The sequence below is a fragment of the Pseudoduganella sp. GW821-FHT05F09 genome (assembly GCF_059419605.1).
This window is the reverse complement of the sequence record NZ_JBWKSD010000005.1, coordinates 247061-265672: the sequence shown is the minus strand read 5'-3', so window position 1 is coordinate 265672 and position 18612 is coordinate 247061. Positions and strand designations below refer to the sequence as shown.

14 protein-coding genes and 1 riboswitch are annotated in these 18612 nt (G+C 67.4%); of the genes, 8 read left to right on the top strand and 6 right to left on the bottom strand.

Features of this window, described 5'->3' with window-relative positions; all coding sequences use genetic code 11:
* Window positions 1-8: 8 nt before the first annotated feature.
* Window positions 9-434, bottom strand: coding sequence for an organic hydroperoxide resistance protein (locus AC07S4_RS17995; RefSeq protein ID WP_161070158.1), 426 nt, complete (start codon window positions 432-434; stop codon window positions 9-11).
* A gap of 193 nt (window positions 435-627) precedes the next feature.
* Between AC07S4_RS17995 and AC07S4_RS17990 the strand changes: the two genes are divergently transcribed.
* Both AC07S4_RS17990 and AC07S4_RS17985 read left to right on the top strand, forming a co-directional pair.
* Window positions 628-1398, top strand: coding sequence for a sulfite exporter TauE/SafE family protein (locus AC07S4_RS17990; RefSeq protein WP_494987965.1), 771 nt, complete (start codon window positions 628-630; stop codon window positions 1396-1398).
* A gap of 210 nt (window positions 1399-1608) precedes the next feature.
* Complete coding sequence (locus tag AC07S4_RS17985) at window positions 1609-2712, top strand: alkene reductase (RefSeq protein WP_494987964.1); 1104 nt, start codon at window positions 1609-1611, stop codon at window positions 2710-2712.
* Here AC07S4_RS17985 and AC07S4_RS17980 read toward each other — a convergent pair.
* Entirely contained in the window at window positions 2688-5564 is a 2877-nt protein-coding gene (locus tag AC07S4_RS17980; protein ID WP_494987963.1) for an ATP-binding protein, read from the bottom strand. The genes AC07S4_RS17985 and AC07S4_RS17980 overlap by 25 nt on opposite strands.
* An 88-nt stretch (window positions 5565-5652) precedes the next feature.
* Window positions 5653-6780, bottom strand: coding sequence for an L-dopachrome tautomerase-related protein (locus tag AC07S4_RS17975; RefSeq protein WP_494987962.1), 1128 nt, complete (start codon window positions 6778-6780; stop codon window positions 5653-5655).
* Window positions 6781-6975: 195 nt separating this feature from the next.
* Here AC07S4_RS17975 and AC07S4_RS17970 point away from each other — a divergent pair, with 195 nt between their 5' ends.
* Complete coding sequence (locus tag AC07S4_RS17970) at window positions 6976-7785, top strand: VOC family protein (RefSeq protein WP_494987961.1); 810 nt, start codon at window positions 6976-6978, stop codon at window positions 7783-7785.
* 25 nt (window positions 7786-7810) lie between these two features.
* A complete protein-coding gene (locus AC07S4_RS17965; RefSeq protein WP_494987960.1) occupies window positions 7811-8968 on the top strand; it encodes an iron-containing alcohol dehydrogenase in 1158 nt (385 codons plus the stop codon).
* A gap of 7 nt (window positions 8969-8975) precedes the next feature.
* Here AC07S4_RS17965 and AC07S4_RS17960 read toward each other — a convergent pair whose 3' ends face one another.
* Entirely contained in the window at window positions 8976-9392 is a 417-nt protein-coding gene (locus AC07S4_RS17960) for a DCC1-like thiol-disulfide oxidoreductase family protein (RefSeq protein ID WP_494987959.1), read from the bottom strand.
* Entirely contained in the window at window positions 9364-10971 is a 1608-nt protein-coding gene (locus tag AC07S4_RS17955) for a hypothetical protein (RefSeq protein WP_494987958.1), read from the bottom strand. The genes AC07S4_RS17960 and AC07S4_RS17955 overlap by 29 nt, the downstream gene beginning before the upstream one ends.
* Window positions 10972-11092: 121 nt before the next feature.
* Window positions 11093-11310, top strand: a riboswitch (cobalamin riboswitch).
* Window positions 11311-11378: 68 nt separating this feature from the next.
* Here AC07S4_RS17955 and AC07S4_RS17950 point away from each other — a divergent pair.
* From AC07S4_RS17950 to AC07S4_RS17940, 3 genes are read left to right on the top strand one after another with little or no spacing between them, the layout of a single operon-like run.
* Complete coding sequence (locus tag AC07S4_RS17950) at window positions 11379-15812, top strand: cobaltochelatase subunit CobN (protein WP_494987957.1); 4434 nt, start codon at window positions 11379-11381, stop codon at window positions 15810-15812.
* Window positions 15809-16264 carry a MotA/TolQ/ExbB proton channel family protein gene (locus AC07S4_RS17945; RefSeq protein WP_161070141.1) on the top strand — a complete coding sequence of 152 codons (456 nt, stop codon included), beginning with the start codon at window positions 15809-15811 and terminating at the stop codon, window positions 16262-16264. Before AC07S4_RS17950 ends, AC07S4_RS17945 begins: the two co-directional genes overlap by 4 nt.
* Window positions 16261-16581 (top strand): hypothetical protein, encoded by a 321-nt coding sequence (locus tag AC07S4_RS17940; RefSeq protein ID WP_494987956.1) that lies wholly within the window; start codon window positions 16261-16263, stop codon window positions 16579-16581. Before AC07S4_RS17945 ends, AC07S4_RS17940 begins: the two co-directional genes overlap by 4 nt.
* Window positions 16582-16606: 25 nt before the next feature.
* Here the strand turns inward: AC07S4_RS17940 and AC07S4_RS17935 are convergent, their stop codons facing one another.
* Window positions 16607-17506, bottom strand: coding sequence for a LysR family transcriptional regulator (locus AC07S4_RS17935; RefSeq protein ID WP_494987955.1), 900 nt, complete (start codon window positions 17504-17506; stop codon window positions 16607-16609).
* Window positions 17507-17626: 120 nt separating this feature from the next.
* Between AC07S4_RS17935 and AC07S4_RS17930 the strand changes: the two genes are divergently transcribed.
* A complete protein-coding gene (locus AC07S4_RS17930) occupies window positions 17627-18391 on the top strand; it encodes an SDR family NAD(P)-dependent oxidoreductase (protein ID WP_494987954.1) in 765 nt (254 codons plus the stop codon).
* The last annotated feature ends 221 nt before the right edge of the window (window positions 18392-18612 follow it).

Genomic DNA, 18612 nt, shown 5'->3' with positions numbered 1-18612 from the left:
AGCCTTGCTTAGACGATGGTCAGCGTTACGTCGATGTTGCCGCGGGTGGCGTTCGAGTAAGGGCAGACGATGTGGGCGGCGGCGACCAGCTTTTCAGCGGTGGCGCGGTCCAGGCCCGGCAGCGAGATTTTCAGTTCCACTTCGATGCCGAAGCCGGTTTCGATGGCGCCGATACCGACGGTGCCTTCCACCGACACGTCCGCAGGCACGGCGATCTTGTCGCGGCCGCCGACGAATTTCATGGCGCCCAGGAAGCAAGCCGAGTAGCCGGCGGCGAACAGCTGTTCAGGATTGGTGCCCACCGCACCGGCGCCGCCCAGTTCTTTCGGGGTGGTCAGTTTGACGTCCAGCACGCCGTCGGAGGAGACAGCACGGCCTTCGCGGCCACCGGTTGCTTTAGCGTTTGCGCGGTACAGAACTTGTTTGATCGACATGATGATTTCCTTTGCTGTGGGTTAATTTAAATTGCTAGCTACTAAGTAGTGCGCTACATTTTTTGCTGCTCTTCGCTGTGTTTGCAGCGCCGATGTGTGTACTTTATATCGTGCGCTATAGAATAGCAAGCGATATTTTAAAAAATTTTTCGGCGGTGCGGTGGGGGGATTAGAATTCAGTTTTCCCATTTTGATGACGATCATCATGAATATAGATTTGCAAATGATTTCCGTTGCCGTGGCGGCCGTCTTGGCGATCGGCTTCATGAAGGGGGCCTTTGGCGGCGGCTTTGCGATTATCGGGATACCGGTGCTCGCCCTGGTGATGGACCCCATCAAGGCCGGCAGCCTGCTGGCGCCATTGTTCGTTGCGATGGATCTTTATGCCTTGCGCTTCTGGCGGCCGCACACCTGGTCCAGGCCTGACTTGGCCTTGCTGCTACCTGGCCTGGTCGTTGGCATCGGGGGCGGCTACTTCTTGCTTGAATACCTGGACCGCCACGTCGTCGAAATCCTGATGGCGGTGACCACATTGCTGTTTGCGTTCCTGTGGTGGCGTGGACGAAATACCGTGGTTGCGCTTCCGCGCTCAAGAGGCAAGGGACTGCTGGCCGGCACGGCATCCGGCGTCACCACCATGGTGGCGCATTCCGGCGGGCCGCCGCTTGCGATGTATCTGCTGCCGCTCGGCCTGTCGAAGGAAGTCTATGCAGGCACCACCAGCCTGTTTTTCACGATAGGCAACCTGCTGAAGGCTGGTCCCTGGCTGGCCGTCGGCGGCCTGTCCGGCGGCTCCTGGATGCTGATGGTGATCTGCTTGCCCGCCGCGCTGTTCGGTGTGTGGAGCGGATGGAAATTGCACGGCCGATTGAACCAGGAACAGCTCTACCGCATTTGTTATGGCCTGCTGATAGTCACGGCGGTCAAGCTGCTATGGGATGGCTCCATGGGTTTGCTGGGCTAGTGCCGGACAAGATTCCACGCCAGGCCAATTTGAAGCTGCAGCTAGCTGGTCACAACGATATTTGTACGGAGCGGGTGGTTAATTTTGGTAAATCCCTACGTGCTGCGGGCGCTACCAGGCTTTACCAGGCTTAACCCTGGTTCGGCGGGCCCCGGTGCTAAGCTGTTTTCACGGTATCCGATCAACTGTTACAGCAAAAATTTCCAGACCATGACCACCATCATCCAGGCAAAACTGTTTTCCCCCACCGCCATCGGCGCCATCGGCGTGGCCAACCGCGTCGCCATGGCGCCGCTGACCCGCTCGCGCGCCGACATGGACGGCGTGCACTCCGAGCACGCCATCGAGTACTACCGCCAGCGCGCCAGCGCCGGCCTGATTATCAGCGAAGCGACCAACATCACGCGCGAAGGGCGCGGCTACGCTTTTACGCCCGGCATCTACACCGAGGCGCAAGTGGCGGCCTGGCGCCGCATCACCGACGCGGTGCATGCAGCCGGCGGCAAGATCGTGTGCCAGCTGTGGCACGTGGGCCGCATGTCGCATGTGAGCCTGCAGGCCGGCGGCGCGGCGCCGGTGGCGCCGTCCGCCATCCAGGCCAACGAACAGGTGTTCCTGGAGAGCGAAGGCTTCGACCGCCCGTCCATGCCGCGCGCGCTGGAGGCGGCGGAAATCGCCCGCATCGTCGAGGACTACCGCCACGCCGCGCAGTGCGCCAAGGACGCGGGCTTTGACGGCGTGGAAGTGCACGCTGCCAATTGCTATCTGCTGGAACAGTTCATCCGCGACAGCACCAACCAGCGCTCCGACGAATACGGCGGATCGGTGCAGAACCGCACCCGCTTCCCTATCGACGTGGTGACGGCGGTGGCCGGTGTGTGGGGTGCGGACCGCGTCGGTGTGCGCCTGTCGCCGATTACCCGCGCTGTGGGCGACACGCCGCTGGACAGCGATCCGGAAGGCACCTACTTCTACCTGGCCGAACAGCTGGGCAAGCTGGGCCTGGCCTATCTGCATTGCGTGGAAGGCCAGACGCGCGGCGACAATGCCGCCGGCGAGTTCGACTTCAAGCGCCTGCACGCGGCCTTCGGCGGCAAGTACATCGCCAACAACAGCTATGACCGCGAAATGGCCATCGAAGCCATCAACGCCGGCCACGCCGACATGGTGGCCTTCGGCCGTCCCTTCATTTCGAATCCGGACCTGGTCGAGCGCCTGCGCCGCAACGTGCCGCTGGCCGAGGCGGACCGCAACACCTTCTACGGCGGCGGCGCCGGCGGCTACACCGATTACCCGTCGCTGGGCGGCGAGTGATCGAGCAAGGCCCGCGCGGCGCGCAGATCGGCGCTGCCGTGGCCTTCGCTGAACTGGCGCAGCACGCCCTCCAGCAGCTGCCTGCCCTCCTGCTGCGCTCCCTGGCGCATCTTGAGCCGGGCCAGGCTGGTGGCCGCGCGCAGCCGCCAGGACAGCGCCTCTTGTTTGGCGGCGATGGCCAGCGCTTGCCGATATAGCTGTTCGGCCGCGCCGGCATCGGCCGGCTCCCGCAGCACGCCTTTAATCCGCAGTACTTCCGGGTGATACCAGCGGTCTTCCCCGGCCTCGCAGGCCGCCAGTGCGCTGTTGATCAGCGCCAGGCCAGCGGCGCGCTGGCCCTGCGTCCCCAGCGCCTCGGCCAGCGTGCCGAGATGGCTGACCAGATGCATGCGGTAGCCCGCCTCCTGCAGCTCCATCACGGTTTGCTGCAGCACCGGCAAGGCGTCGGCGTCGCCGCGCACCACCTGCAAGCTGGCCTGCATGCAGCGCCACAGGGTCTCCCATTGCGTGAGCGCGTGCGTTTTCATATAGCAGGCCAGCTCGGCCAGATGCGCCTCGGCCGCCGCGTAGTCGCCGGTCAGCAGCATGAGCGGGAAGGCCGCATTGCTGATGGCGTACATCATGGACTGCGCGTGGACGGAGGCGCGCGCCTCTTGCAGCGCGGCCTGCGCGGTGTCCACCGCTTGCTCGGGATAGCCTTGCAGCCACAGCACGCAGGCCAGCGTGCCGAGCGCCGCCGCGCGCTGGTTGAGCTGGAAGCGCGCCAGGCGCGAGCCGCGCACCGGCGGCACGTAGTGCTCCAGCATGCACTCCAGATGGCGCCTTGCGCCCGCCTGATCGCCCGCGTAGTGCAGCGCGGTCCCGAGCAGCCTTTCCATGCTGACCGGCGCGGCGCCCGCGTCCGGCGCCACGGCGCGGAAGCGTTCCTGCAGCGCCTGAACGGCCTGCGGCTCGCCGGCATAGCTGCGGCACACCGCAATGCCCCATAGCGCCATCAGCTGGTATTCCTTGTCCTGCAGTCCGTCGGCCAGGGCCAGCACGCGTGTCCATGCAGCCTCGGTGGCCGGTATCGGACCGTTGGCGTACAGCGTGGCTGCGGCCCATGCGGCGCGCAGCTTCATTTCGGCGCAGGCCTCGGGCAGCGCGCCGCCGGCGCCGGCCAGTGCGCGCTCGGCGCATCGCCGGCCTTCCTCCAGCAGCGAGAGCTGCATCCACATCGGTATGGCCGACACGGTCAAACACGTGCCCAGCGCGGCGTCGCCGCCGGGCGCAAAGGCCCAGGCCAGCGCGGCGCGCACGTCGTCCAGGCAGCGGCCGTATCTGGCCAGCCAGTCCGCGCCGGGAATGGTGTCCCATTCGACCGAGGCGCGTTCCAGCAGCGCGCGGTGGTATTCGAGATGGCGCCGCCGCTTGTAGCCGGTTTCGCCGCATCGGTCGAGCTTTTCCTGGGCGTAGGCCTTGGTGGTGTCGAGCAGGCGGTAGTGGACGCAGGGCTGGGAGGTGTCGGCCGACAGCAGCGACTTGTCCACCAGGTTGGCCACGCCGTCGACGATGGTGGCGGCGTCGAATTGCGCATCCTGGCACAAGCCGGCGGCGTCGTCCAGCGTGAAGCCGCCGGCAAAGACGGACAGCGCGCGCAGCAGCGCCTGCTGGCGTTCGGACAGCAGTTCGTAGCTCCAGTCCAGTGCCGCCTCCAGTGTGCGGTGGCGTTCCAGCACGCCCCGGCGGCCGCGCTTGAGCAGCTGGAAGCGGTCGCCCAGGCGGGCCGCCAGCTCGGAAGCGCCGAGGGCGTCCATGCGCGTGGCGGCCAGCTCGATGGCGAGCGGAATGCCTTCCAGGCGGCGGCAGATTTCGGCCACGGGCTCCGCGTCGGCGTCGCTGAGCTGGTAGCCGTCCAGGCAGTCTGCGGCGCGCAGCGCGAACAGCTGGATGGCGGAAAAGGTGAGCGCCGAGGCGGCGTTGAGGGTGCCACCTGCGGCGGGATAGGCCAGCGGCATCAGGCGGTAGACGTACTCGCCGGCGATGCGCAGCGGCTCGCGGCTGGTGGCCAGTATGCGCAGCTCGGGCGCGCCCTGGATCAGCTGCTCCGCCAGTGCGGCCGCCGCATCGATCAGGTGCTCGCAGCTGTCGAGCACCAGCAGCAGCGGGCGCCCGTGCAGGGCGGCCAGCAGCGACTGCGCGTCCCCGGTCTGGATGGTGATGCCGATGGCGGCGGCCACTGCGCCCGCGAGAAACTGCGCGTCCGGTATCGTGCTCAGGTCCGCGAAGCACAGTTCCAGGCCGGCCTGGGCCGCGCAGCTCTGCGCCACCGGCAGGGCCACCGTGGACTTGCCTATGCCGCCCGGTCCAACAATGTTGACGCAGCGGCGCTGCTCCATGATGCGCAGCAGGGCGGCGATGGTTTCGCCGCGCCCGGCAAGGACGGCGGCCGGCGCCGGCAGCCTGCGCGCAGGCTCGCCGGCCGCAGGCGCAAAGGGCAGTGCGGCAGGCGCCGCCGCAGCCCGCACCTGCGACGTGACAGGCGCCACGAAGCGGTAGCCGCGCCCACTCACGGTGGCGACGTAGCGGTGTTCCCGCCCGTCGTCGCACAGCGCGCGGCGCAGGGCCGCCACGTGCACTTTGAGGTTGCTTTCTTCGACTACGCTGGTGGGCCAGGCGCGCGCCATCAGCTCGCGCTTGCTCACCAGTTCCCCGGGGCGCTCCACCAGCTCGGCCAGGATGTCCAGCGCGCGGTTGCCCAGCCGCACAGGGGTGTCGCCGTGCAGCAGCAGCTGCTGTCCCGGGATGAAACGGAACGGTGCGAAGCTGTACTCGCGCTCCGCGCTGGAGCTGGGCTGGTCGCTGGTCGTCATGGGGTCCGGCGCTGGTGGGTGGGAAATCCTGGCTTGCCTTGCCATGATCTCACAGACCGGACTGCGCCTTCAAGCGCCGGGCCGTTGTTTAGCGTCCGGGCTGGCCGCGCGTGCCGGTCCACACACGCGCAATCAGGTAGGGCGGCTTGCCCTGGTCGGCCGCATTGGTAAAGATGGGATTGCGGTGCAGCTGGTTGATGGCGACGTAGAGCCACGAATCCTGGCCGAAATGGACGTTGTCCGGCCACAGGAAGCGCGCGTCGCGCACCAGCGGACGCAGTTCGCCGCGCTTGGTCAGCACGTCGATGCCGTTGTCGGACAGATTGGTGAAGAAGTGGTTGCCTTCCGCGTCGGTGGAGGCGCCGTCGGAGATGGGCTTGGCGCCTTCGCGCTGGATGGCGGCGGCAATGCGCGCGTCGGGCGCGCCTTCGCGGAACAGCCGCGCCGGCACGGAATACCAGCCGGTGCCGTTCATGGCGCCGTAGTACAGCGTTTCGCCGTCGGCCGACAGCGTGATCGGATTGATGCCGACGCGCGCCGGTCCCATCACGCCGCCTGCGCCGGGGAACAGCAGCGGCTTGCCTTCCACCACCAGCTCAATGTTCTCGGCTTCGAGCGAGGCATGGCCGCTGAAGCGGCGCGCGGTGTTGGTCTTCATGTCGACCGCGACGATGGCGGGCGTCAGGCCGCAGTCGGCGATATAGATCATGCCGCGTTCGGTATCCACGGCCAGGTCTTGCAGGATCTGGTCGGCCGGCGCGGTGGCCGTGCTGAAGTCGTGGCGGTACACCAGCTTGCGCGTGTTGATGTCGAAGGCCAGCAGCTTGGCGGGCTGCGGGCGCTCCATCCAGTTGCCGTGGTCGATCACCCACAGCCTGTCCTTGCCGTCGATCAGAATGCCGTGCGGCGTATTCAGCACGTCCGGACCGGAGCCCGGCGCGGCGTTCCAGCTCGCATCCGGGAAGGGCTTGTAGCTGTTCTTGCCGGTCACTTCCACTAGCTGCACCGGGCCGCGCCGCATGCCGTGGATGCTGGCGAATACCCGTCCGTCGCGGGACGCGGTGACGTTGCCCGGCGTGATATCGAGTTCGGCCACGATCTCGACCTGGCCTACGGCCGGCACGCCGGCTTTGGCCTGCTGCACCGGTTCGCCCTGCGTGGTGCAGGCCGACAGCGCCAGTGCCGCCCAGAGGGCGTGGAAAGCATGTTTGCGCATTTGCATACTCCTTTGAATGAGGTTGTTGGGTGCAGGCAGATTAGCAAGCGCAAAGGCAGGGCAGGGGTTAAGAGTTGTCTATCGTGGTGGCGGCCGCGCGGCGCCGCTTTACCAAAATTTACCGCTCTTAACTGGTGCGCCATATGCCTGCTCGCTACAGTGGACACGTTCAATTCAATTTGGGAGAGCTAAACCATGTCTATCGATAATCCAGGCCGCCGCGAGCTGATGCTCGCCGCCGGCGCGGCCGCCGTCACGGCCTTCGTTCCAGCCGCAGTCCAGGCGGCGCCGGTCTCCGCAAGACGCGGCGCGCTCGGCGCCCGGCTGCAGGGCGTGCAGCATTTCGGCGTGACCGTGCAAAACATGGACCGCGCCTTCGCGTTCTACACGGAAGTACTGGGCGGCACCGAGATCATGCGCGACGGTGACTTCCAGGGCGACGTCATTCACAACACGCTGCTGCTGACCGAGGAACTGGACGCAGCGCAGCGCCACGTCAACCCGCGCACCGTCGGCATCCCCGATCTGCGCAGTGGCGCGCAGCGCCTGGACGTGCGCTTCATCCAGTTCGACAACGTGGTGATCGAGCTGCTGCAGTACCGCGACAGCAGCCAGCCGCAAGGCAGCGGCGCCAGCTTCGCGCCGCCCACCGAGAAAACCAGTCCGGCCTATCCGCGCTCCATGCATATCTGCTTCTACATCCGCGAGGATGTCGACTTCAACGAGTTCGTGCGCGACCTGGAAACCGAATCGGCCAAGCGCGGCATGAGCAATGTGCGGGCCAACCGCATCGTTTCCTCGCACAGCGAGCAGGAACGCCTGAAGGCCCCGCTCAACACCATGACCAACCGCATCACCAGCGGCAAGTCCGACGGCTGGACGCTGATCTATGCGAAGGGACCGGAAGGCGAGCAGCTGGAGTTCGTGCAGGTGCGCGGCCAGGCCAAGCGCGTCTTCGGCGACGCCATCGAAACGCGGCGCCGCATGCTGGCCGCCGCGCAGTAAACTTTTTTGTATTGAGAATAGCTAGATGAACAATTTTGATCTGCACAATCCCACCCGCATCGTGTTCGGCGCGAACACCATCAGCCGCCTCGACGAACTGGTGCCCGCCAGCGCCCGCGTGCTAATACTGTACGGCGGCGAAAGCGCGCGCCGCAACGGCACGCTGGCCGAAGTGCGGGCCGCCCTCGGCCAGCGCGACGTGCGCGAGTTCGGCGGCATCGAACCCAACCCCAGCTACGAAACGCTGATGCGCGCCGTTGAACAGATACGCCTGGAAGGCCTGGACTTCCTGCTGGCGGTGGGCGGCGGCTCGGTCATCGACGGCACCAAGTTCGTGGCGGCGGCGGTGGGCTACAAGGGCGATCCGTGGGAAATCATGGAAACGCACGGCGCCACGGTGCGCCGCGCCATGGCCTTCGGCTCGGTGCTGACCTTGCCGGCCACGGGCTCGGAGATGAACAGCGGCTCCGTCGTGTCCAAAAAATCGACCAAGGCCAAGCTGGTCTTTTCCAGCCCCCACGTGTTCCCGCGCTTCTCGGTGCTGGACCCAAGCAAGACCTTCAGCCTGCCGCTTACCCAGGTGGCGAACGGCGTGGTGGACGCCTTCACCCACGTCATGGAACAGTACATGACCTATCCGGCCGACGCCCGCGTGCAGGACCGCTTTGCCGAAGGGCTGCTGCAAACCCTGGCCGAGATCGGCCCGCAGGTGCTGGCCGAGCCGTCCAACTACGACGCGCGCGCCAATCTGATGTGGGCGGCCACCATGGCCCTTAACGGCCTGATCGCGGCCGGCGTGCCGGAGGACTGGTCCACGCACATGATAGGCCACGAGCTGACCGCGCTGCATGGCATCGACCATGCGCGCACGCTGGCCATCGTGCTGCCCGCGAATATGCAGGTGCGCCGCGAAGCCAAGCGCGCCAAGCTGCTGCAGTACGCCGAACGCGTGTGGCATATCACCGAAGGCGGCGAGGAGCAGCGCATCGACGCGGCCATTGCCCGCACCCGCGCCTTCTTTGAAAGCCTGGGCGTGCCGACGCGGCTGCGCGACTACGATATCGGCGCCCGCCATATCGACACGGTGATAGGCCAGCTGGAAGCGCATGGCATGACGGCCCTGGGCGAACGCCAGGACGTGACGCTGGAGACAAGCCGCCGCATACTCGAAGCGGGCTTGTAGCAGGGGGTTATCCCGGCGGCGGCGGCAGCTTCTTGCGCCCCATCAGCCTGAGCGTGAGGTTGCGCCCGCAGCGCAGCACCGGGTACAGCACGCGGGACAGGGTGCGCGAGCGGAACACGGCGCTGTTGATGCGGTTGAACGCGCCGGACTCCGTACTCAGCAGCGCAAGCATATGCACGCACTCGGCGCCGAAGTAGATGCGTCCTCCGTACAGCGCGGCCATGCCCTGGTTCAGGTCATAGCCGCCTTGCTGCAGCATGCCGGCGAGTACCGGCCGGGCGCGCGCATCCACCAGGTGCACCGGACCGGCGGACTCGCGCAGTTTGAGCACCTGCACATAGCTGGAGCAGAACGGGCATTCGCCGTCGTACACGATCACCAGGCCGCCGGGATACTCAGCCTGCAAGGTCGATGCGATATTCATTGTGATAGACCTTTCGCTTCAGGGCGCCGCTGTCCGGGTCGAGACAGACTGATTCGACCACCAGACGATACGCATCCACGCCGCGCATGTCCACGCCCGCAAACGCTTGCTCGACCGACGGCGCGCTCCAGAAATGGTGGGGGTAGAGCTGCCTGGACCAGCGCCCGTCCGGCCCCGCCTTGCCGATTACCTGGCGGTGGTAGCCCCGGATAAAGGCCGACAGCGCCGCGCCGTTCCAGCCCGCGCCTGCGGCCGGCGCCGCACTGCTGAAATCGCAGCGGTAGGACAGTCTCCGCACGGCGGAGGACAAGGTGCCGCCGTTGGTGGCCGTGGGCAGGTAGTTCCCCGGAGGCAGGCCGAAACTCATGTGCGCAATTGGATAGGAGTAGAAGCCGAATGCGGTCGACGGTACCCGCGCCGTGCCGCCGTCCTTTTTCACCACTTCAAAATACGCTTCATTGACGGCCAGGCTGTCATACCATCCCAGCCTGGCGACATGGGCGAATAGCGGCGACAGCGCAATGGCGAGCGCGCCCGCCGCGCCCGTGCGCCAGTTGAACGCGCTGCGCGGCAGCTGCGACGCTGCGGCGATGATGGACAGGTTCACCATGAACCAGGTCCAGAAATTCGCCCCGGCCAGTATGAAAATCCCGAGGTGCATCAGGTCGAACAAGGTGAACAGGACCAGCAGCAAGCGCCGGTTGGCAAACACCAGTATGGCCGACAGCTGGATCAGGAAAACGCCCACCGCGAACGGCCGTCCCACTACCTGCAGCAAGCCGGACACCGCGCTGGTGAGCGCGGTCCAGTCGCCCCACAGCAGCTGCTTGTTGTGCAGCGCGATGTGATAGATGTTGCGGTTCTCGTTGTTGAGCACCCAGTCCAGCACGCCGCCATCCAGGCCGCCCTTGGCCAGGGAGGAATAAAAGTAGTTCGCCGCCTGCATGGCAATCGCGATGAACAGGATGGCCCAGTAGGGCGCCGCGCCGGCAAGGTGCTTGCCGCCCTCCGGCCACGCGCGCTTGGCCAGCTCCAGCGCAAGCACGGACACGGCCAGGTAGGCCGGCAGCTGTATCAGTGGATAGACATCGAGCAGCGTCTCGTAGGGAAAGCCGGTGATATAGCCCGCCGCATGCTTGACCCAGTAGGCATAGAAGCCGCAATACAGCAGCCAGGCCGGGCGCCGCATGGCCAGCAGTGCCGCCAGCCCGGCGCTCAGCCAGGCGGCGGACAGCATGAACTGGCTCCAGCCATTGAAATCATGCGCAACTGCCGGGACCGAAGGGTAGAGCAGGACGCTGTAAAGACCGCAGGAAATGGCCAGGCCGCGCATCAGCGTGCGCAGTGGCCGGGGCGCCGCCCCGTAGCCTATGCCGGACGCCGCGATGCAGGCCGCCAGCACGGCGCCCAGTGCAGGCAGTGTGACGGAAGGGTAATTGCGCAGCAGGCGCTCGGCCAGCCAGTAGCCCTGGAACAGGGCCGCAGAAAACACGGCCACCGCCAGCAGGGCGGGCCAGTTTGCGGCCGGTTCAATCTCCGCCCCGGACGGGGCGATGGGGCTGCAAGTGGATGGTTCCATGGCCTTCCTTTTCCGTGCGGTGCAAAAACCTTAATGCGCGCTGCGGCGTCCGTCCAGCGCAACGAATGGGTTTCATGACGCCGCTCAAATTTGTTCAATCCAGGCGCCGGGTACGGTAGAATCGCGGCATTACGTGAATGGTGCCCTCCCGCTTGTCGGCTGGAGGGTGAAACGGGAAGCCGGTGACGCGCGCGATTTTCATTGCGAGCCAGTCCGGCGCAGCCCCCGCTGCTGTAAGCCTGACGACTTTGACCGAACGCCACTGTGCATTGCACGGGAAGGCAGGGCCAGGGAAGGATGAAGGCCAGCCAGAAGACCGGCCAGTCACGAAGATTGTGCAAAAACCCGGGGTGTGGTTTTGCCTGTTTTCCTGCGCGCCTGGCGCGCAGTCACTGCTAAAGTTCAAATTGGGCACTTCCATACTCCTGCGGCTAGCCGCAGCGCTGTTGTGCGCCTGCGCTTGTGCGCACGCGCCTGCGGCCAATCTGTTCGCCATCGTCACCGAGCGCGCCGCGCCGGCCGCCATCGAGGCCGCGCACCGCCATCTGGCCAGCCATCCCGGCGACCGCATCGTGCTGCGCACGCCGGCCCAGTGGATGGCCGCCAGCGAGCGTGACGCCGGCCTGTGGATCAAACAGGCCGACAGCGTGCTGGCCGTGTCGCTGTTCGGCGACCCGGCGCGCCGCCTCAAGGACGCCTTGCCGCGCAATGTACGCGCGCAGACCGCCGTGCTGGCCTTCAACGGCGAAGCGAGCCTGAGCCTGATGAGCCGCGACGGGCGCGCCGGCATGCAGGCCTTTTCGCCGGACACGCTGCGCGAACTGTCCTCCGAAGCGCCGTCGCCTGCTGCCCTGAAAGCTGCGCAGGCCGACCCCGCCGCGAGCCGCTGGCTGGCGGCGCGCCAGGTCTGGCAGGCGGGCGGCGTGGACAATACGGCGGCGCTGTTTGCGCACCTGCTCAATCCGGCCATGAAGCTTGCTGATCCGCTGCCTGAGCCAACGCTGCGCGTGCGCGTGGGCCAGCGCGAGCTGACTGACGCGCAGGCCTGGGGCAAGGGCGCGCAGCTTGGACTGAAGCCGCAGCCCACCGTGGTGGTGCTGGACCTGTCGAATATGGACAGCATGGTTCCCGCCGCCGTGTGCCGGCAGATCGAACAGCGCGGCCAGCCCTGCGTGCAGGTGCTCACGCGCTGGGGCGGCGCCTCGCGCGAGGCGCTGGAGCGCCTGCCCGAGCTGGTGGTGCCGGCCCAGCCGGCGGCGCTGGTGGTGCTGCAGGACTTCGTGGTGGGTGCGGCCGAAGGGCGCGAAGCGGTTACCGAAGCGTTCAAGCGGCTCAATGTGCCGGTCTTCAAGGCCATCCGCCTGTCCGACCGCAGCGCCGTGCAATGGCGCTTGTCGCCGGACGGCCTGCCGCCGGACTCGGTGCAGTACCGCGTGGCGCTGCCGGAGCTGCAGGGCATAGGCCAGCCCATTGTGGTGGCGGCGCTGGGCCAGCCGCAGCGCGACAAGCAGACCGGCATTGAAAACCGTCCGCCGGTGGTGCTGGCCGACGAAGCCGGGCGCCTCGGCGCGCGCGTGAGCCGCTGGCTGGCGCTGCGCGTAAAGGCCAACCGCGACAAGCGCGTGGCGCTGATCTATTACAACCACCCGCCGGGCCGCCAGAACATCGGCGCGGACAATCTGGACGTGCCGGCCTCGCTGTTCGACATGCTCAACGCGATGAAGGCGGCGGGCTACAGCACCGGCCCGCTGCCGGAATCGCCGCAGGCGCTGCTGGACATGATCATGGCGCACGGCGTGAACCTGCCGGAGGACCGCGCCGCGCTGCGTGAGCTGAGCGGCACGGTGAACAGCGTGAGCGCGGCCGACTATGGCCGCTGGTTCGCCACGCTGCCGCCGCGCGTGCAGGGCGAAATGACCAGCGGGCTGCTGGGCCGCCTGCACGCCGACGTGCTGGAGGCCGAAGCGAACGGCGAACGCGCGCTGGGCCGCAAGCAGGCCGAGGTCATCATCAAGGAACTGCAGCACCTGGTGGAAGGCGCGGACCATCCGCAGCGCGAAGCGGCCATCGCAGGCCTGGCCGAACTGCTGGAGGGCTACCACGCCTGCCTGGAGCTGGCCGGCGCGAAGGATGGCAAGGCAGCCAAGGGCGGCAAGTCCGGCAAGGCCGGCTGCGGCGCGCTGGCGCCGCTCAGCAAGCGCCTGTCCGGCTACGGCATCGAAGGCCTGAAAGGCTGGGGCGCGGCGCCCGGAAAAATCATGGTCGACAGCGGCAAGCTGCTGGTGCCCGGCCTGGTGTTCGGCAATGTCTTCATCGGCCCGCAGCCGCCGCGCGGCTGGGAAGTGGACGAGGAACTGCTGCACGCGAACACCAGCATCACGCCGCCGCACCAGTACCTGGGCTTCTACCACTGGGTGCGCGACCGCTTCAAGGCGGACGCGCTGGTGCATGTCGGCCGCCACTCCACCTACGAATTCCTGCCCGGTAAAGCGGTCGGCCTGAGCTCCGACGACTACCCCAGCCTGATCGCGGGCGACCTGCCCGGCATCTACCCCTACATTGTGGACGGCGTGGGCGAAGGCACGCAGGCCAAGCGCCGAGGCCTGGCCGTCATCGTCGACCACTTGACGCCGCCGCTGGCCGCCACGCCGCTGTATGACGACCTGCTGGCCCTGCGCCAGGTTGTTGAGAGCTTTGAAGCCGCCAGTTCTGAAACGCTCAAGGCGCAGGCCGCGAAGCTGATGCGCGAGCGCGTCAACGCGCTGAACCTGAAGGCCGAACTGGAGGCGTCGATGGCGGACGTGCTGGAAGTGCGCGGCATCGGTTTCGACGCGGCCGACGACGATTTGCTGGCGCACGAAGTGGGCCACTACCTGACCAAGCTGCAGGAAAAATTCATGCCGCACGGCCTGCACATTTTCGGCCGGCCATGGAAGCAGGAATCGATAGATTTGATGCTGGATTCGATGAAGAAGGGCGGCATCGAAGGCCCGGACGTGGCCGCCAAGCTGGCCGATTCGCCGCGCCGCGAAATGCTGGCGCTGCTGGCCGGACTGGATGGCCACTACATTGAACCGGGCAAGGGCAACGACCCCTTGCGTTCGCCCGAGGCGCTGCCCACCGGCCGCAATTTCCACGCGGTCGACGGCGACATTCTGCCCACCCGCCTGGGCTACCAGCTGGGCGAACGCATGGCGGACAAGGCCAACGCGCGCAGCGGCACGGACAAGGGCAGCGAAGGCATCATCCTGTGGGCTTCCGACGCCGTGCGAGACGAGGGCGTGATGGTGGCGTTCGCGCTGGCCATGATGGGCGCGGAGCCGGTGTGGAACGCGCGCGGCATCGTCACCGACGTGCGGCTCAAGCCGGGCGCGGTGCGGCGCGACGCGCTGGTGACCACCTCCGGCCTGTTCCGCGACCTGTATCCCAACCTGATCCGCCTGATAGACCGGGCCGGCCGCATGGCGTTGGCCGCATCGGCCTCGGGCCTGGCCGCCAAAGACCCGGCCTTGAAGGAGGCCTTGCAGGCGGCGCTGGAACCGGTGTCCGCCGCAGCCTGGGGCAGCGAAGACCCCGCGCAGAACCGCGTGGCGCGCGAATGGCTGGTGCGCCAGCGCGCGCTCGCCGCGAGCGGCATGCCGGCGGCGGACGCGGGCCGCGCTGCCGCCCAGCGCGTGTTCGGCGATGCGCCGGGCGCCTACGGCACCGGCGTCAACCGACTGACCGAACGCTCGGGCGCCTGGCGCGAACGCGACGAAATCGGCCGCGCCTACCGCAACCGCATGGGCCATGCCTACGGCCTGGACGCCAGCGGCGAAGCGAACCATGCCGCCTTCGACGTGGCGCTGGACGGCATCACGCGCACCTACCACGGCCGCGCCAGCAATCTGTACGGCCTGCTGGACAACAACGACGCCTTCGACTATCTGGGCGGCCTGTCGCTGGCCATCGAGGGTCGCACCGGCCGCGTGCCGGAAGCGATGATCCTGCAGCACGCGCAGCCCGGCCGCGCCGACGTGGAGCCGCTGGCCTCCGCCCTGCTGGGCGAACTGCGGGGCCGCTTCCTCAACCCCGCCTGGCTCAAGCCGCTGATGGGCCACGGCTACGCCGGCGCGCGCACCATGGGCCAGGAGTTCCTGGAGAACCTGTGGGGCTGGCAGGTAACGCGGCCGGACCTGGTGAAGAACTGGGCCTGGGACGAGGTGAAGTCGGTCTACTTCGACGACGCGCACAAACTGGGCCTGCCGCAGTTCCTCGGCCAGCAGCACAACGCGCATGTGAAGGCGCATATGCTGGCCATCTTCATGGTGGCTGCGGAGAAGGGCTACTGGAAGACCGACCCCGCCACCATCAAGCAGATGGGTGGCGAGCTGGCGCGCCTGGTGGCCAAGAACGGTCTGCCCGGCAGCGGCCACGCCGCACCGAATCATCCCATGTGGGAATGGCTCGCGCCGCAGCTGGACAGCGCCGACGCGGGCGCGCTGGGCGTCACGCTGGCGAAAGCGCGCGGCGACATGCTGTCCGCACCGCCTGCGGACGCAGCAGACGCCAGCCAGCGTGCCCGCCCGCAGCCGGACGCGGACGCCGCGGCAGCGGCCCAAGCCAAAGCCGCCGCTGCGAAGGCAACGCAGGCCACGCAGGCCGCGTCCCCAGCCGACGCCGCGCCGCCCGCCCAGCCCGCGCCGCGCGCCTATGAATTGCACCAGCAGTCCGAGCCGCCCGAAGCGCCCGCCATGCGCGCCGCCAAGCTGCTCGGCGCGCTGGCCGCCGTGCTGGCCTTGTTCTCGCTTGGCCTGTGGCGCGGCCGTTACGTATCTCAACCTGTAAGGAGTTCCCCATGACCGAAATTCTGTCCTTCGCCTGGCTGCACGACGCAGTCCGCTGGCTGCTCGCGCCCGCCCTGGCCGCCCTGCTGATCGCCTGCGCGATCGCGGTGGTGGAAGCGGGCATCGCCGTCGGCGAGCGCTTCCACGGCCTGGCCAAGCTGGGCGCCAGCGGCAACCTGGCGCAGGTGCAGGCCATCGCCCGCCACCGCCTGGAGCGCGCCGACCTGCTGGCGCGCATCCCGCCGATGCTGGGCCTGATGGCCACCATCATCCCGCTCGGACCCGGCCTGGCCGCGCTGGGCCAGGGCGACCCCGCCAAACTCGCCAGCGCCGTGACGGTGGCCTTCGACGCCACGGTGCTTGGCCTCGTCGCCGGCATCGGCGGCCTGGTGATCGGCAAACTGCGCCGCCGCTGGTACGAGGAAACGCTGGAAGCGATGGAGCACTCTCTGGAGCAAGCGGCATGAGCACCCAGCCCGCGCGCCAGCGTCTGCGCCTCTACTCCCGCCTCGACGCCCGCTTTGACGACGGCGACGAAGACCCGCGCGCCAGCCTGGTCAACCTGGTCGACGTGATGCTGGTCTTCGCCTGCGGCCTGATCGCCGCCATCGCCGGCACGCAGGGCGCGCTGAAGGCGCCCAAGCCGGTGGAGAAGGGCCGCCAGATCGAGCGCCCCGCCTCCGGCGTCACCCAGGACGGCAGCGGCTACGACCGCGTCGGCGAAGTATTCCGCGACCCCAAGACCGGGCAGCTGGTGCTGATCGAGCCGGCCAAACCGAAGTAAGCACGGCACGCAGGCCGTACACCCGCTACGGCAGCGCCGCGAACAGGCCGGCGGCCCAGTCGATAAAGACGCGCAGCCGGTTGCTCACGTGGCGGTTGGATGGGTACACCACGTAGAACGGATAGGGCGCGGGCTGCCAGTCCGCCAGGATGGGCACCAGCGCGCCGCTGGCGATGTGCGGCGCGGCTTCGTAGTGGAAGGCCTGCATCACGCCCAGTCCCGCCAGTCCCGCCGCCAGGTGGGCGTTGCTTTCGTTGACGCCCACCGCGCGCTCGCCCTGGATCGTATGCTGCTCGCCGTTGCGCGCAAAGCTGAGCGGCATGCCGCGCCCGGTGCGCGGCGACAGGTAATGCACGATGCGGTGGCCGCTCTCCAGGTCCGCAGGATGCTGCGGCGTGCCGTGCTCGCGCAGATAGGCCGGCGCCGCGCAGGTGATCCACTCGGTGCTGCCGATGCGCCGCCCGATCAGGGACAGGTCGCTCAATTCCCCGCCCCGTATCACGCAGTCCACGTTGTCGCCGATCAGATTCACATGCCGGTCCGATACGCCGAGATCGATGCGGATGTCCGGATAGCGCGCCAGGAAGTCCGGCAGCGCGGGCAGCACCACCTGGCTGGCGACGGAGCCGCCCATGTCCACCCGCAGATGGCCGCGCGGGCGCGCCTGCGCCGCGCTGAAGCTGGCGTCCACATCGTCCAGCTCCTTCAGCAGCCGCTGCGTCCTCTCGTAATACTGCGCGCCCTCTGGCGTGACCGACACGCGCCGCGTGGTGCGCTGCAAAAGCTTGATGCGCAAGTGCGCCTCCAGCGCCTGCACCGATTTGGTCAGCGTGGCTTTCGGCATGCCCAGCGTGTCGGCCGCCCGGGTGAAGCTGCCCGCTTCCACCACGCGGGCAAAGGCCCGGATTGCCTGCAATTGATCCATCGGCTTCCTTATTATTCATGGATGGGAATAAAGCATTCCGCTATAGCTACTTTATTCAACAATGGGCCGGGCGTAAAGTGGATTCCGTCGTCACTTACATTCCATTCAAGGAGCATAGACATGAACAAGGCACAGAAACTGGCAGGCAAAGTAGCACTGGTTACCGGCGGCACCACCGGCATCGGCCTGGCGTCGGCGCAGGACTTCGCGGCGCAGGGCGCGGTGGTCTACATCACCGGCCGCCGCCAGGCCGAACTGGAGGCCGCCGTGGCCACCATCACCGCCACCGGCGCCACCGCCTACGGCATCCAGGGCGACGTTGGCAAGCTGGAAGACCTGGACCGCATCTACGCTGCAATCGAGGCGCGTAGCGGCCATCTGGACGTGCTGTTCGCCAACGCGGGCGGCGGCGACATGATGCCGCTGGCCGACGTCACCGAAGAACACTTCGACCGCATCTTCGACGTCAACGTCAAGGGCACGCTGTTCACCGTGCAAAAAGCGCTGCGCCTGCTCAAGGACGGCAGCTCGGTGATACTGACCGCCTCCACCACCTCGGTGCAAGGCACGGAGAACTTCAGCGTCTACAGCGCCAGCAAGGCCGCCGTGCGCAACTTCGCCCGCAACTGGCTGCTGGACCTGAAGCCGCGCAATATCCGCGTCAACGCCGTCAGCCCCGGCCCTGTGCACACGCCCGGCCTGGCCGGCCTGGTGCCGGAGGAGCATCAATCCGGCCTGCTGGGCCACCTGGCCACGCTGGTGCCGATCGGCCGCCTGGGCCGGCCGGAAGAAGTGGCCAAGGCCGTGACCTTCCTGGCGTCGGACGACAGCAGCTTTATCAACGGGATCGAGCTGTTCGTGGACGGCGGCATCGCGCAGATCTGAGAACGGCTATACTGGGGCGGTATTCAACACACCGCTCCTCATGACACTGCCGAGTAACCGCCCGTATTGCGCCCCTTCGCCCCAGCGTGGCGAAGGCTGGCGCGCGCACGCGCGTGATCTCGCCGGCCTTTCCTGAGGCCCGGCGGGAACGCCAGGAAGACGCCGTCTTCCCTCCCTCCGGGCCGCTCTCCAACTGCCTTGCCTTTTTCCTGACATTTGTG

Excerpts from the sequence above, each read along its gene's own strand:
- AC07S4_RS17945 (WP_161070141.1), top strand. The coding sequence starts at position 15,809 with ATGACCGAAATTCTGTCCTTCGCCTGGCTGCACGACGCAGTCCGCTGG.
- AC07S4_RS17935 (WP_494987955.1), bottom strand. The coding sequence starts at position 17,506 with ATGGATCAATTGCAGGCAATCCGGGCCTTTGCCCGCGTGGTGGAAGCG.
- AC07S4_RS17940 (WP_494987956.1), top strand. The coding sequence starts at position 16,261 with ATGAGCACCCAGCCCGCGCGCCAGCGTCTGCGCCTCTACTCCCGCCTC.
- AC07S4_RS17975 (WP_494987962.1), bottom strand. The coding sequence starts at position 6,780 with ATGCGCAAACATGCTTTCCACGCCCTCTGGGCGGCACTGGCGCTGTCG.
- AC07S4_RS17985 (WP_494987964.1), top strand. The coding sequence starts at position 1,609 with ATGACCACCATCATCCAGGCAAAACTGTTTTCCCCCACCGCCATCGGC.
- AC07S4_RS17970 (WP_494987961.1), top strand. The coding sequence starts at position 6,976 with ATGTCTATCGATAATCCAGGCCGCCGCGAGCTGATGCTCGCCGCCGGC.
- AC07S4_RS17955 (WP_494987958.1), bottom strand. The coding sequence starts at position 10,971 with ATGGAACCATCCACTTGCAGCCCCATCGCCCCGTCCGGGGCGGAGATT.
- AC07S4_RS17930 (WP_494987954.1), top strand. The coding sequence starts at position 17,627 with ATGAACAAGGCACAGAAACTGGCAGGCAAAGTAGCACTGGTTACCGGC.
- AC07S4_RS17995 (WP_161070158.1), bottom strand. The coding sequence starts at position 434 with ATGTCGATCAAACAAGTTCTGTACCGCGCAAACGCTAAAGCAACCGGT.
- AC07S4_RS17965 (WP_494987960.1), top strand. The coding sequence starts at position 7,811 with ATGAACAATTTTGATCTGCACAATCCCACCCGCATCGTGTTCGGCGCG.
- AC07S4_RS17960 (WP_494987959.1), bottom strand. The coding sequence starts at position 9,392 with ATGAATATCGCATCGACCTTGCAGGCTGAGTATCCCGGCGGCCTGGTG.
- AC07S4_RS17990 (WP_494987965.1), top strand. The coding sequence starts at position 628 with ATGACGATCATCATGAATATAGATTTGCAAATGATTTCCGTTGCCGTG.
- AC07S4_RS17980 (WP_494987963.1), bottom strand. The coding sequence starts at position 5,564 with ATGACGACCAGCGACCAGCCCAGCTCCAGCGCGGAGCGCGAGTACAGC.